The organism is Paenibacillus hemerocallicola (assembly GCF_006265175.1).
Classification (GTDB): Bacteria; Bacillota; Bacilli; order Paenibacillales; family NBRC-103111; genus Paenibacillus_AB; species Paenibacillus_AB hemerocallicola.
This window is the reverse complement of sequence record NZ_VDCQ01000002.1, coordinates 1-13,495: the sequence shown is the minus strand read 5'-3', so window position 1 is coordinate 13,495 and position 13,495 is coordinate 1. Positions and strand designations below refer to the sequence as shown.

The following is a 13,495-nucleotide window of genomic DNA, read 5'->3' as shown; positions in this document are numbered from 1 at the left end:
GGGTGATTTGAGCGAACGCTTACGAAGTCGGCTTTGCCCGGCAGAGCTCGAGCTCGGTAGTGCTTACGAAGATAGCTTTGCCCTGCAGAGCACAGTAATGCTTTCGAAGACAGCTTTGCTTCGCAAAGCTCTTAAGGAGGAATTCGACCATGATGAACCGGCGCTTTGTCATCGAAGCCGTGCTGGTTGCCGTTTACGGTCAACTGCTGGTGCCGGGCCGTCCTGTGGAGTATTTGATCCCGTATTCCACCATCCAGGAGCTGTACGAAATGAGAGACAGCAACGAGCCCGTCATGCCGGAAGCGGACGACGACGCCCACGTCAAGCAGAAAATCGACGAGCTGATCGCGTTTTTCGAGGAGGCGTTCAATCGCAAGAAGATCGAGCGTGCGCTGCAAATGCCTTGGAAAAAAAGCCCGCCGCTGCTCGTGAACGACGAAGTGACGTTCACTGTCGTATACGCGATCGACAACGCCCATTACGGGGAAACGTTCGATCCCGTAGAAACCGAACTGATTCTTACGGCTCTGCATGAAAAAGCGCCGATCGTAACGGATCAGCTGGAATTTCTGGACAAAGTGATCGACGGGGAAGTGCCCGTTCAGACATACGACGTCGAGGATTTCGAATTCGCCCTGGAGGAAGAATTGTCGGAAGACGACTGGAAGTCGATTTGAGCTCCGGTTCGAGAAGCGGACGTTCCGAAAAACAGTCCGCACGCTCCGGCAGCCGTCACAAAAATATCGGCTTTCGCCGGCTCTCCTCCAGCCGGAACGCCAGAACGCCTTCAGCCGCGATGCAGCGGTTCGAGGGCGTTTTTGGCGTTATGGAGTTGCCCGGATCCGGTACAAGTCTCGGCTTCGTACAGCCGAGACCCGTTCGGCGTTAACCAAATATTCATCAAATGTTCAAGCAACTGCGACATATTCCACGGCAAACGTGTCAAAACGTTGAAAGTAGTAGGAGGATTGTGATACTTTTTGAATAGGGAAAATGGTTCTGAGGAACGGTAGAGATGCTATTAACGTTGTCCGTCTTATGAGGATGCAGATAGGTCTGAACGACTGAACGATAAATGAAACCATTTGGAGTGGGCAGCTTGTGAATAAGACGAATGATTTGACGAAAGACGCGATGGATATGCTGGCCTCTACGAGCAGAACGTTTTTAATTCCGATCAAAGGGTTGGTTCAGGGTTTGCAGGAAGCGGTCGCCTCCGCCTATCTTTGCATGCGCGCAATCGATGAGGTGGAGGATCATCCGGACCTGGCGCCAAACGTTAAAATGAGCCTGCTGACCGGCATTAGCGGGATTGTGGAACAACCGTCCAGAAACGTCGCGCTTCAGTCTTTATTCGAGCCGTACCGGGATACGCTGCATGAGGTTACTTATCGGCTGGGCGACTGGATCGATCTGTGCCCGGCCGCGATAACGGATCGCGTTCTGCATAGTACGGCGCAAATGGCGGAACAGATGGCGGAATGGGTCGGCAGAAATTGGCAAATCAAAACCGAAGAGGACTTGGACTACTATACGTACTGCGTAGCCGGAGCCGTAGGCGAGCTGCTGACGGACCTGTGGAAGTGGTACGACGGTACGGAGACGGATCGCGAGAAAGCCGTCGCATTCGGCCGCGGACTCCAGGCCGTGAACATTATTCTCAACCGCAAAGAAGACAAGAAGAGAGGCGTTTCCTTTTTTCCCGATGGGTGGGGCATGGAGGAGATGCTGTCGTATACGAGAAAAAATCTGAAGCAAGCCGATGCATACATCGCGGATCTCCCGGCCGGACCTATCTATCGCTTTTGCAGCATTCCGCTCGCGCTGGCGCACGGTTCGCTGAAAGCGGCGACGGCCGGCGAAAAGCTGAGAAGGTCGGATGTTATGGACATTGTGAGCCGGCTGACCGGATATTCCAAGTCTTAAGCGGGACGCTGTCGACCGATCCGTCCCTGACGCGGCCATATAAGTTAAGCAAGACAGAAGGGAGCCAAGCGGATTGGCTCCCTTTTTTCATTGCGTACGCAGAGAATCGCCTTCGAACAACAACGTTCAAGGGTGTTTTTGTTTAACGGGACAGTCGAAAGATTTTGTTCGCTACTGTATTGTTGACAATATTACAATTATGTTTTAGTCTATATAAATAAGCAAGAATGAAAGCGCTGCCCCATAATGATCTATACATGATGAACTAAAGAACCAGCTAAGAGTAGACCAGTGCAATGGAAGAAGGGAATTGCATTGTGAGCGAGTTTCGACTCCCAAATTCACCTTGCCGCAGGATTATATAATCAAGGAAACTCAAAACAACCTGTCTGAAGCCGCAAGGCAATCCCTTCTGGAATGGAATGAACGTCAAAACCTTTAGTTCAACTTGTATAGCCGTGAGATCGAAGAGTTTTGGGAAAGGCGAAACGGAAAAAGGCGGATAATATCCGCTTAGATTATTCGCTGTTAAAGCATGTACTATAGCTACCGATTGATCGGGGGACAAAGGGGTTGGACGGATTGGTGGAGCTGGAATGTCGCTGCTTATGTCCGGAGGCGAAGGAAGCGGCGCGGATCGCGGCGGAGAGGATTGGCGAAATATCGGGCAGTGGAGCGCCCATCCCTTTCCGGCTGACGTTCGTCGAACGCGAGACCGAAGGATATGTATTGGAAATACCGGCCTCGCGCGAAGCGGTCATCGGGGCAAAACGGCGAAGGGATTTTATCGCCGGGCTGGGCCAGCTGCTTCATCGGCTGTTGGCGGCTGCCGATCCAGGCTGTTCGGGTGCGAAGGCTGTGGGCGTCGAGGTTGAAGATGACGGCGGTCAGGCAGCATCGGTAAACGGAGGACTTTCGTTGCAGGCAGGCGTGTGGGAGACGGTCCCTTCCATTAAAGATCGCATCCACTACATGCCGGGGCATTTCGGCAATTCGTTCGAGGTGTGCTGGAGCGGAGAGATGCGGCGGTACTTGGAAGATATGGCTCTGTCAGGGGCAAGCGGTTACGGGGACTGGTTTGATCCCAACGATATGCCGGACCCTTACAATCCGCACGTTTATCACAGCACTTCGATGTTTTTGTGGCGTCGGAAAAAAGAATGGCTGTCGTACAGCCAACAGCTCGGCTTGGATAACGTGCTGGTCGTGACGCCCAACGTCGGATACGTCGACCAGATGCGCCCGGAATGGGTCGGAGTGCGGAACCATCAGCTGCGGGTACAGGGGCAGGTGCTGTGTCCGTCCAACCCGCAAGCCCGCGAAGTCATACTAGACAATCAGAAACGGTTGTTCGAGGATTTGATGAGATCCGGCATCCTCATAAGCAAGATCGTATGCGCCCCATACGACGACGGCGGGTGCGCTTGTCCGGCCTGCCAGCCGTATTATCCGGTATTTCTTCAGCTTGTCAAAGACGTGCACGACACCGTCAGCGTTTTCTATCCCGGGCTGAAGGCGGATATATGCGGCTGGTGGACGTCGGAGGAGGAGAGCGGACAACTGCTTGAATTTGTTAACGGGCCGGCCCGTGCGTGGTTCGGATCTTTTCAATTCAGCGCTTCATACGGCGTATTCGAATTGCCCGAAGACATCCGCGTACGGACCGGCGGAATGAATCTAGGTTGTTTTCTTCATATCGGCTTCTCCCATGACCGCAGGGACGTGTATACGAAGACGGGGGTCCACAGCGCCTCGCGGCGGATCCGGTCGGTGCTGAAATCGTTCGGCCGGTCGGAATGCGCAGGATTTATGACGTATAACGAGTCGTTCGGCGATCATTTCAATGCATTCGCGGCTGGCTTGCTGGGTTGGAATCCGGATCGCGACGTCGGAGAGATTGCCGAATTTTACGGCAGACTCATGTTCCGGCTGAGCGGTTCGGCACTACGCAAGCTGGCGGACGTGTTGCTGGAGATGGAGATGCTGGACGGGAAGCGGGCGGCCGATTGGTCGGATACGCTGCGCGGCATCAAGCGCGAAGTGCGGACTCACGAGTCGCAGGAGTGGGCGTTCGAGCAAATATGGCTGAAAGCCGAGCTTATGCGGTTGGACGAGCGGATCGAACAACAGCTGACGGAAAACAAGGATGCGGCGTATCCGGCCATGCGGGAAAGACTGAGCTTGACGGAGCGTCTGTGGCGCCGCGTGTACGGCTTCGGCGTGCTGCGGCATATCCTCATCCCGGAGCGGATGCTTCCGGATTGGCACAACGTCTACTGCGACCTTGAACGGACCGGAAACGTCGGCGGAATTCGAAGCGGTGTTATGGCCGAGGATGCTTGATCAAATAATATTGAATATCTCGTTAACGCAGAGGGCCTTGCTATCCGGGGTTTTCTGCGTTTTTTGCGCGGGACGGGGCGGCATTGCTGCAATGCGTTCTCTTTTGGTATAATGGAGTGTAATGCGCGAAAACCGGGAGGGTCAACATGCCGCAAAGTACGGACAGACAAAGCATGATACGCAATTTCAGCATCATCGCCCATATCGATCACGGCAAGTCTACGCTTGCCGACAGGATCTTGGAATATACCGGAGCCTTGTCCTCCCGCGAGATGCAGGAGCAGGTGCTCGACCAGATGGATCTGGAACGCGAACGGGGCATCACGATCAAGCTGCAGGCCGTTCGTCTGGGCTACCGGGCGGACGATGGCAACGAATATATTTTGAATCTGATCGACACGCCGGGACACGTCGACTTCACCTATGAAGTATCCCGCAGCCTGGCCGCCTGCGAAGGCGCCCTGCTCGTCGTGGATGCGGCTCAGGGGATCGAAGCCCAGACGCTGGCCAACGTTTATTTGGCGCTCGACAACAATTTGGAAATATTGCCGGTCATTAACAAAATCGATTTGCCGAGTGCCGAACCGGAACGGGTGAAGCAGGAGATCGAGGACGTCATAGGGCTGGATGCGAGCGAAGCGGTACTGGCATCGGCCAAAGCCGGCATCGGGATCAAGGAAATTTTGGAGCAGGTCGTGCAGAAGGTTCCCGCTCCGGCCGGCGACCGCAACAAGCCGCTCAAGGCGCTTATTTTCGATTCGCACTACGACGCCTATAAAGGAGTCATCGTATATGTCCGCGTAGTCGACGGTACGATGCGCAAAGGAACCCCGATCAAATTCATGGCGACGGGGGCCGAATTCGAAATCATCGAGGTCGGCGCTTTTATGCCGCGGATGTCCGTCGTGGACGAGCTGACGGTCGGCGACGTAGGATTCGTAGTAGCCGGGATCAAGAACGTGAAGGATACCCGGGTCGGCGATACGATAACCGAAACGCGGAATCCGACGTCGGAGCCGCTTCCCGGCTACCGGAAGATCAATCCGATGGTATACTGCGGCCTGTATCCGATCGATACGGCCGACTATAACGATATGCGGGAAGCGCTCGAGAAGCTCGAGCTGAACGACGCTTCGTTGAAATACGAGCCGGAGACGTCCACGGCGTTGGGCTTCGGCTACCGATGCGGCTTTCTCGGTCTGCTGCATATGGAAATTATCCAGGAACGGATCGAGCGCGAGTTTAACATCCCGCTTATTACGACGGCGCCAAGCGTTATTTTCCGCGTGACGCTGACGAACGGCGAAGTGCTGCATATCGACAATCCGTCCAATTATCCGGAGACGGGGCGCATCGATTATGTGGAGGAGCCTTACGTAAAGGCGTCGATAATCGTGCCCAAAGATTACGTCGGTACGATCATGGAGCTTTGCCAAGGCAAGCGCGGCGAATTTATCAATATGGAATATCTCGATGCGACGCGCGTAACGCTCATATACGACATGCCGTTGTCGGAGATCGTCTACGATTTCTTCGATCAATTGAAATCCAGCACGAAAGGCTACGCTTCTTTCGATTACGAGGTGTCCGGGTACCGGAGATCCAATCTGGTAAAAATGGACATTTTGTTAAACAGCGAGCAGGTCGACGCCTTATCGTTTATCGTCCACCGGGATCGTGCCTACAATCGCGGGCGGATTATTTGCGAGAAGCTGAAGGATATCATTCCGAGACAAATGTTCGAGGTGCCGATCCAGGCCGCCGTCGGGCAAAAGGTCGTAGCGCGCGAGACGATCAAGGCGATGCGCAAAAACGTGCTTGCCAAATGTTACGGAGGCGACATTTCCCGGAAGCGGAAGCTGCTCGAGAAGCAGAAGGAAGGGAAAAAGCGGATGAAGCAGGTCGGCAACGTCGAGGTTCCTCAAGAAGCGTTTATGGCGGTGCTGAAAATAGACGAGTAAAGGGAAGACGAGACGGACTGCCGCGGAACCGGAACAGCGGGCGCGGCTCCTTTCGGACCCGGCAACAAGGAATACGGAAAGGACGGAAAGCTATGACGCAGGAGCAGGCAAGCGGGCTGCCTACGGTGAAACAGCCGGAATACAAGCAAGCGCCGCCCCGGGCGGTATACATTCATATTCCGTTCTGCACGAACAAATGCCACTATTGCGACTTCAACTCGTATGTGGTGCAGGGACAGCCCGTGATGGATTATTTGCGGGCTCTGGACCGGGAGATGGAGCTGACGATTGCACGGACGCCGGCCGAGAAAATCGAGTCGATCTTCATAGGCGGAGGGACGCCTACCGTACTGACCCCCGAGCAAATGCGGTTTTTCCTCGGTACGGTCAATGCCCATTTCGCCGATCGCCTGCCGGATTGCGAAATCACGATGGAAGCGAACCCTGGCACGACCGATCCGGAGAAGCTCGCCGCGATGCGGGAAGGCGGAGTGAACCGGATCAGCTTTGGCGTGCAATCGTTCGATAACAAGCTGCTGTCCGATATCGGCCGGATACACACGACCGACGACGTATACCGCAGTATCGAGAATGCGCGAAACGCCGGCTTCGACAACTTGTCCATCGACTTGATGCTCGGGCTGCCCAATCAAACGGTCGACAAGCTGAACGCGACGATAGACGAAGCGCTCCGGCTCGGACTGGAGCATTATTCGGCCTACAGCTTGAAAATCGAAGAAAATACGCTGTTTCATACGCTTTATCATAAAAACAAGCTCCCGCTTCCCGACGAGGACGAGGAGCTGGATATGTATTTGACCGTCATGAGAAGGATGAAGGAAGCCGGATACGGCCAATACGAAATAAGCAACTTCGCCAAGCCGGGCAAAGAAAGCAGGCATAATCAAGCTTACTGGCGCAATCTTTCCTACTACGGCTTGGGAGCCGGCGCGCACGGCTATATAAATGGAACGAGGCATGTCAATATCAAAGGCGTACAGGCGTACATCGATGCATGCCAAGCGGGTTTGCCCGTCAAGGAAACGAACGTCGTAAGCCGTCGGGAAGCGATGGAAGATTTTATGATGGTCGGACTTCGTCTGCTGACCGGTGTCAACAACGCCGATTTCCGCGAGCAATTCGGAATCGGGATCGAAGAAGCGTTCGAACTGCAGCTGGACCGGCTTTTGTCGCAAAATATGCTGCTGGCGGACGAGAGCGGCTACCGCTTGTCGGAGCAAGGGCTTTTATTCGGAAATGACGTGTTCGGCGCGTTTCTCGCGGACGACGATTGACCACGTATTCGGCATGAAAAAAACTATTGCATAAACGTGTAAATGCATGTATATTTATTCATATTATTTCTTGTTCGAACAGCAAGGTGGGGAACTATGATGACCGTTACATGCAGAAGAGCGACCGAAGACGACGTCGATTCGCTCTACGAAATCATTCAATCCTACGCGGAAAAAGGAATTATGCTCCCGCGCTCGAAGGAAGCGCTGGGGCGCAATATCGGCACATTCGTCATTGCCGAAAATGAAGGCCGGTTCGTCGGCTGCGGATCGCTGTTCAGACTCGGCAAAGATTTGGTCGAAATCCGTTCCCTCGGCGTAACGGACGGCTACAAAGGACAAGGCATCGGCCGCAAACTCGTCACTTTCCTGACGGAGGAAGCGATCGCGCAGGAAATACCGAAAATTATGGCGCTTACTTACGAGGTAGCCTTTTTCGAAAAAAACGGGTTTTCCGTCGTGCCGAAGGAAATATTCCCGGAGAAAGTTTGGACCGACTGCGTCCACTGCAAAAAGCAGCACAATTGTGACGAAATAGCAGTATTGAAGCGCCTTGACTGACTTGACAAGGTGCTTTTCTTTTTGGTATTTTTGTAGTAAGGTTTAGCACTCCTTTGGATTGAGTGCTAACGACGCGTCTGATGCTTGGAATATTAAGGAGGTCCGCGTATGTTATCTGAACGTCAGAAACTGATTTTGAGCGCCATTGTCGACGACTACATTCGTTCAGCCGAGCCAGTCGGATCACGGACCATTTCCAAGCGGGGCGATGTCGGATTCAGTCCGGCCACCATCCGAAACGAAATGTCGGATTTGGAGGAGCTCGGATTTTTGGAACAACCGCATACTTCGGCCGGTCGCATTCCTTCCCATAAAGGGTACCGCTATTACGTGGACCATTTGGTGAAGCTCGGCAGTGTGTCGGGCAACGAGCTGGATGTATTGAAGATGTTTTTCGCCGAAAGGCTGCAAGAGATGGAGCACATGATCCAGCATGTGGCGACGGTATTGTCCAATATGACCAATTATACGTCAATCGTGCTCGGACCCGAGCTGCTCACTACGACATTGAAGCATTTGCAGATCGTGCCGCTGAACGACACTTCGGCGGTTGCGATCATCGTGACGAACACCGGTCATGTGGAGAACAAAGTCATCTCGATTCCCGACGGAATGCCGGTAGGCGAAATCGAGAAAATCGTCAATTTGATGAACGCCCGATTGTCGGGAGTGCCGCTTATCCATTTCAAATCCCGGCTGCACAACGAAGTCAGCTCGGAGCTGGGCAAGTACGTGTCGAAGTACGAGGAACTGACGCGGATGATCGAGAGCACGGTGCAAAGCGACGAGGAGGACCGCATCTTCGTCAGCGGTTCGACTAACATGCTGACGCAGCCCGAATTCAAGGACGTCGATAAAGTGAAAGGTATCCTCGACCTGTTCGATGAGGCCCACACGCTCGTCCGGTTGTTCTCCGCCGCTCCCAAAGGCATTCAAGTAAAGATCGGCACGGAGAACAGCGTCGAGGCGATTAATAGCTGCAGCCTTATAACGGCATCCTACTCGATAGACGGGCAACTGCTCGGAACGATCGGCATACTCGGACCGACACGGATGGAATACGGCAAAGTGATCAGCCTGCTGGACCATTTATCGAAAGACATGGCCGTAATGCTTGCCCGCTGGTACAAGTGACCGGGGTATGAGTCCGCGGCCGGAAGAGGAATCAGACGGCTATGAAACAAACGAATCATGAGGGAGAAGAACGCCACGCCGCCCTGCTTAACAATGCCGCCGCCATTCGCGCCATATGCTCCGCCGTCGAGGGGACTCTCGGCCCGAAGGGGCTCGACACGATGCTCGTCGGCCCGCGCGGGGAAGTGCTCGTAACGAACGACGGGGCGACCATATTGGAGAAGATGGACGTCACGCATCCGGCGGCACGCATGCTTGTGCAGGTAGCGCGCTCCCAGCAGGAGCAGATCGGCGACGGAACGACTACGGCGACCGTACTGGCCGGCGCGCTCGTATCCGAGGGAGTGGCCCAAGTGACTAAGGGCGTTCCTGTCGCCAAGGTCGTTCAAGGGCTTGTCGACGGCGTCGGCTATGCCTCCGAGCGGATGCTGGCACGCTCCCGCAAGGTGAGCGGTCCGGACGACCCGATCTTGTACCGGATCGCTTTCGTAGCCGGGCGGGAGCATAGCGATATCGCCGAGCTTGTCGTGGAAGCGGCGAAGCGGCTCGGCGGAGGCCGTATGACGGATGACGGATTCCGCTTTGCGGATCTGATCGTCTCGCATGAGCGTCAGTCGAGCGAAGTATGGCCGGGACTGCTTCTGGAGCAGAAGCCGTTCCAGGCTCACCAGTTCGAGTCGGGGATCGCGGACTCGTCGGTGCTTGTGCTGTACGATTCTTTGGAGCCCGAGAAGCTGGAAGAAGAAGCGCTCATGACGGAAGCGGGCTTTCAGACGTTCATGAAACTGAAGGAACGTTTTGCCGAGCATTTGCGCAAGCTGCTCGATTTAAACATAAGGCTTGTAGCCTTGGATCGCGGTGCGGACCCGGAAGCCGAGCAGTTTTGCTCGGACAACGGCATTATGCTGCTGCAGCGGGTGCCGAAGCGCGAGCTGGAGCGATTGTGCGAGCATACCGGTGCGCGTCCGGCCCGGCGTTCCGCCTTGAGCAAGCCGGAGCCGGAGCTGGCCGCCTATGCGGGCCGCTGCGAGGCGATGCTGTACGACAGCCGCATCCGGCGGGTGAGGCTGTCGGGCGGTGCCGGCAAACCGACGGCAACCGTACTCGTCGGCGCCAGCACGCGCGAAGTGGTCGGCGAACGGGCGCGTATCGCCCAAGACGCGGCTGCGGCCGTGCAGGCGGCGATCCGGGGCGGCTATTTGCCCGGAGGCGGTTCGGTGGAAGTGGCGATTGCCCATGAGCTGGAGCGTTACCGGGAAATGGTGACCGGGCTGGAGGCGTTCGGCGTGGAGGCGGTTGCCAACGCGCTGCGCAAGCCGCTTTCCCAAATGGCCCAAAATGCCGGGTTCAACCCGCTCGAGAAAGTGGAGGCGGTCAAATCCGCGCAACTGGCCGAGCGGTCGGACAGGCACGGCATCGACTGCGATAGCGGGCAGGTGACGGACTGTTTGGCGGGCGGCATTATCGATCCGACGCCGGTCAAGGTTCATGCGCTTCGCGCGGCCGGGGAAGTAGCGGCTGCGGTGCTGCGCATTCATACGGTCATCAAAATGAAATCCGACGAATCATGAGACGCAAATAAAGATGGAGGTGTGCTGGGGTGACTGAACAAGAGAAACGTCAAGCGACTCTCGATGCTGAAGAGGAAACGATCAAGGTTGGCGAGGAAACGAACGCCGAGCCTCAGTCCGCTTCCGAAGACGCCGGACTGGAAACGGCCGAAGCGACTGCGGGCGACAACGCCGAAGGACAGGAGACGCCGGAAGGAGCGAATGCTCTGGAACGTCAATTGGAGGAACAGCGCAAGCTGGCCGACGAGCAGTATCAGCGATACTTGCGCACGCAGGCGGATTTTGACAATTTCCGGCGCCGGTCGCGTCAGGAAAAAGAGGATTTCGCCAAATACGCTTCCGGCAAGCTGATCGAGCAGCTGCTGCCGATCGTCGATAACTTCGAGCGTGCTTTGTCCGCGTCGAAGGACAACAAAGATTACGAGGCGCTGCAAAAAGGCGTGGACATGATTTACCGCCAGTTGGATCAAGTGCTCGTGCAGGAAGGCTTGCAGCCGATCGAATCGGTAGGCCAGCCGTTCAACCCGGAATATCACCAGGCGATCATGCAGGTGGAATCCGACGAGCACGAAGAAGGAATCGTTTTGGAAGAGATGCAAAAAGGCTATAAGCTCAAGGACAAAGTGCTCCGCGTGGCAATGGTGAAAGTAAGCGGCTGATACGGGCCTTGAAAAAATAGGATGAATGACAATCAGATTGAACCATTTTAAGGAGGTAACAATAAATGAGTAAAGTTATCGGAATCGACTTGGGTACGACCAACTCCTGCGTAGCCGTCATGGAAGGCGGAGAAGCTGTAGTAATTCCTAACGTTGAAGGCAACCGTACGACCCCTTCGGTCGTCGGCTTCAAGAAAGACGGAGAGCGCGTTGTCGGGGAAACCGCGAAACGCCAGGCGATCACGAATCCGGATCGCACCGTTATGTCGATCAAACGCCATATGGGTACGAACCATAAAGAGAAAATCGACGACAACAACTATTCGGCGCAAGAAATTTCGGCCATGATTTTGCAAAAGCTGAAGGCGGACGCCGAAGCTTACCTCGGTACGACCGTATCCCAAGCGGTCATTACGGTACCGGCCTACTTCAACGACAGCCAACGTCAAGCTACGAAAGACGCGGGCAAAATCGCCGGTCTCGAAGTGCTGCGGATCGTCAACGAGCCTACGGCCGCCGCGCTTGCTTACGGTCTCGACAAGCAGGATACGAACCAAACGATTCTCGTATACGACCTTGGCGGCGGTACGTTCGACGTATCGATCCTGGAGCTCGGTGACGGCATCTTCGAGGTTAAAGCCACAAGCGGCGACAACCGTCTCGGCGGCGACGATTTCGACCAAGTCATTATCGATTATTTGGTAGCCGAGTTCAAAAAAGAGCACGGCTTGGACTTGAGCAAGGACAAAGCAGCCGTTCAACGTCTGAAGGATGCCGCGGAGAAAGCGAAGAAGGAGCTTTCGACCGTGTTGACGACGACAATTTCTCTGCCGTTCATTACCGTTGTTGACGGCGTTCCCCAGCATTTGGAGGTCAACCTGACCCGTGCCAAATTCGAGGAGATTTCCTCGGCGCTCGTAGAGCGTACGCTCGGACCGACTCGTCAAGCGTTGAACGACTCCGGTCTTTCGACCAGCGAAATTAACAAAGTCGTTTTGGTCGGCGGATCGACGCGGATTCCGGCCGTGCAGGAAGCGATCAAGAAGCTGATCGGCAAAGAGCCGCACAAAGGCGTTAACCCGGACGAAGTCGTAGCGCTCGGCGCAGCGATCCAAGCCGGCGTATTGACCGGCGACGTCAAAGACGTCGTGCTGCTCGACGTAACACCGTTGTCGCTCGGTATCGAAACGGCAGGCGGCGTATTTACGAAGATGATCGACCGCAACACGACGATCCCGACCAGCAAATCGCAAGTCTACTCGACGTATGCGGACAACCAAACGAGCGTGGAAATTCACGTCCTGCAAGGCGAGCGCGCGATGGCGGGCGACAACAAGACGCTCGGACGCTTTATGCTCGGGGACATTCCTCCGGCACCGCGCGGCATCCCGCAAATCGAAGTCACGTTCGATATCGATGCCAACGGTATCGTGAACGTATCCGCCCTGGATAAAGGCACCGGCAAAAGCCAAAAAATTACGATCACGTCTTCGAGCGGCTTGAGCGACGAAGAGATCGACAAAATGATGAAGGACGCCGAAGCGCATGCCGAAGAAGACCGCAAGCGCAAAGAGCTGGTCGAAGCCCGCAATCAAGCGGACCAGCTGATCTACTCCGTCGACAAAACGATCAAGGATCTCGGCGACAAAGTCGATCAAGCGGAAATCGACAAGGCGAACGCCGGCAAAGAAGAGCTGCAGAAGGCGCTGGAAAGCAACGATCTGGAAGCTATCCAAAAAGCGACGGAATCGTTGTCCGAGACGGTTCAGCAGTTGTCGGTCAAGCTGTACGAGCAAGCGGCCAAAGACGCTCAAGCAGGCGAAGCCGGTGCAGCCGGCGGATCGGACGGCGCGAAGCGCGATAACGTCGTAGACGCCGACTATGAAGTCGTAGACGACAAGAAATAAGAGATTAAGGCGAATTTCGTCGGAAGTCAAAGCCGGGGCTTTCCTTGGCTTTGACTTTCGTTTTGCGATCGAATAAAGTGTAATACGTCACTTTTTGGGGTCAAAAGTATCGGGGTCCCCGAAAAGTAATCGGAATAA

10 protein-coding genes are annotated in these 13,495 nt (G+C 55.1%); all 10 read left to right on the top strand.

From position 1 onward, the window contains the following. Window positions 1–152: 152 nt before the first annotated feature. The 10 genes from FE784_RS01685 (at window position 153) to dnaK (ending at window position 13,357) form a co-directional block, all read left to right on the top strand. On the top strand, window positions 153–677 hold the full coding sequence (locus tag FE784_RS01685; protein WP_139600573.1) for an ADP-heptose synthase: 525 nt from the start codon (window positions 153–155) through the stop codon (window positions 675–677). A 424-nt stretch (window positions 678–1,101) separates the two neighbouring features. Continuing rightward, complete coding sequence (locus FE784_RS01680) at window positions 1,102–1,926, top strand: squalene/phytoene synthase family protein (RefSeq protein ID WP_425465522.1); 825 nt, start codon at window positions 1,102–1,104, stop codon at window positions 1,924–1,926. A gap of 573 nt (window positions 1,927–2,499) precedes the next feature. Further along, entirely contained in the window at window positions 2,500–4,269 is a 1,770-nt protein-coding gene (locus FE784_RS01675; protein ID WP_139600389.1) for a hypothetical protein, read from the top strand. A 146-nt stretch (window positions 4,270–4,415) separates the two neighbouring features. Further along, a complete protein-coding gene (gene lepA, locus FE784_RS01670) occupies window positions 4,416–6,230 on the top strand; it encodes a translation elongation factor 4 (protein ID WP_139600388.1) in 1,815 nt (604 codons plus the stop codon). A 92-nt stretch (window positions 6,231–6,322) separates the two neighbouring features. Further along, window positions 6,323–7,525 (top strand): radical SAM family heme chaperone HemW, encoded by a 1,203-nt coding sequence (hemW, locus tag FE784_RS01665; RefSeq protein WP_139600387.1) that lies wholly within the window; start codon window positions 6,323–6,325, stop codon window positions 7,523–7,525. Window positions 7,526–7,624: 99 nt separating this feature from the next. Next, window positions 7,625–8,086: an N-acetyltransferase gene (locus FE784_RS01660; protein WP_139600571.1), complete on the top strand. Its 462-nt coding sequence runs from the start codon at window positions 7,625–7,627 to the stop codon at window positions 8,084–8,086. A 108-nt stretch (window positions 8,087–8,194) separates the two neighbouring features. Then, the gene (hrcA, locus tag FE784_RS01655; protein WP_139600386.1) at window positions 8,195–9,220 is read left to right on the top strand and encodes a heat-inducible transcriptional repressor HrcA; all 1,026 of its coding nucleotides are present in this window, start codon (window positions 8,195–8,197) and stop codon (window positions 9,218–9,220) included. 41 nt (window positions 9,221–9,261) lie between these two features. Continuing rightward, complete coding sequence (locus tag FE784_RS01650; RefSeq protein ID WP_139600385.1) at window positions 9,262–10,791, top strand: TCP-1/cpn60 chaperonin family protein; 1,530 nt, start codon at window positions 9,262–9,264, stop codon at window positions 10,789–10,791. A gap of 29 nt (window positions 10,792–10,820) precedes the next feature. Then, on the top strand, window positions 10,821–11,450 hold the full coding sequence (gene grpE / locus FE784_RS01645; RefSeq protein WP_246131861.1) for a nucleotide exchange factor GrpE: 630 nt from the start codon (window positions 10,821–10,823) through the stop codon (window positions 11,448–11,450). 65 nt (window positions 11,451–11,515) lie between these two features. Continuing rightward, a complete protein-coding gene (dnaK, locus tag FE784_RS01640; protein WP_139600384.1) occupies window positions 11,516–13,357 on the top strand; it encodes a molecular chaperone DnaK in 1,842 nt (613 codons plus the stop codon). Window positions 13,358–13,495 lie beyond the last annotated feature (138 nt).

What these genes read in the sequence shown, in the direction of transcription:
- FE784_RS01685 (WP_139600573.1), top strand. Translation starts at nt 153, where the DNA reads ATGAACCGGCGCTTTGTCATCGAAGCCGTGCTGGTTGCCGTTTACGGT.
- lepA (WP_139600388.1), top strand. Translation starts at nt 4,416, where the DNA reads ATGCCGCAAAGTACGGACAGACAAAGCATGATACGCAATTTCAGCATC.
- hemW (WP_139600387.1), top strand. Translation starts at nt 6,323, where the DNA reads ATGACGCAGGAGCAGGCAAGCGGGCTGCCTACGGTGAAACAGCCGGAA.
- FE784_RS01660 (WP_139600571.1), top strand. Translation starts at nt 7,625, where the DNA reads ATGACCGTTACATGCAGAAGAGCGACCGAAGACGACGTCGATTCGCTC.
- hrcA (WP_139600386.1), top strand. Translation starts at nt 8,195, where the DNA reads ATGTTATCTGAACGTCAGAAACTGATTTTGAGCGCCATTGTCGACGAC.
- FE784_RS01650 (WP_139600385.1), top strand. Translation starts at nt 9,262, where the DNA reads ATGAAACAAACGAATCATGAGGGAGAAGAACGCCACGCCGCCCTGCTT.
- dnaK (WP_139600384.1), top strand. Translation starts at nt 11,516, where the DNA reads ATGAGTAAAGTTATCGGAATCGACTTGGGTACGACCAACTCCTGCGTA.